Here is a 562-nt window from a genome sequence, read left to right on the forward strand (position 1 = left end):
CCAATGTCCAGGTGCAAATCAATACCGAAGCCCCAGGCTACTCACCGCTGGAAGTGGAGCAACGCATTACCTACCTGGTAGAACTGGCGATCACGGGGCTGCCCCACGTGGAGAGTACACGTTCGGTATCACGCTATGCTCTGTCCCAAGTGACCGTGGTGTTTGAAAAAGGCACGGACATTTACTTTGCCCGCAATCTTATCAACGAGCGCTTGCAGCAGGCAAAAAGCGAGATGCCTTCAGGAATCGGTCCGGTGATGGGGCCCGTTGCCACAGGACTCGGTGAAATCTTTCACTATGCAGTGCATGCGAAACCGGGCACCTTGCAAGAAAATGGTGAGCCCTATGATGCGACGGCCTTACGTACCTTACAGGATTGGGTGATCCGTCCGCAGTTACGCCTGGTTCCCGGCGTCACCGAAGTCAATACCATTGGCGGCTTCGAGAAGCAGTTCCACATCACGCCGGAACCTTCAAGACTGCTGGCCTACCAGCTCAGCTTTGATGATTTAGTAGCGGCACTGGAGAAAAACAACGCTAATATCGGTGCTGGCTATATTGA

1 protein-coding gene is annotated in these 562 nt (G+C 53.7%); it reads left to right on the forward strand.

The window, feature by feature from the left end; genetic code table 11:
* Positions 1-562, forward strand: a 562-nt coding sequence (locus LGT44_RS20355) for an efflux RND transporter permease subunit (protein ID WP_230333671.1), incomplete at both ends; no start/stop codon positions are given.

Origin of the sequence: Thalassolituus alkanivorans (genome assembly GCF_020447205.1) — a bacterium.
In the GTDB taxonomy this organism is placed as follows: Bacteria; Pseudomonadota; Gammaproteobacteria; order Pseudomonadales; family Oceanobacteraceae; genus Venatoribacter; species Venatoribacter alkanivorans.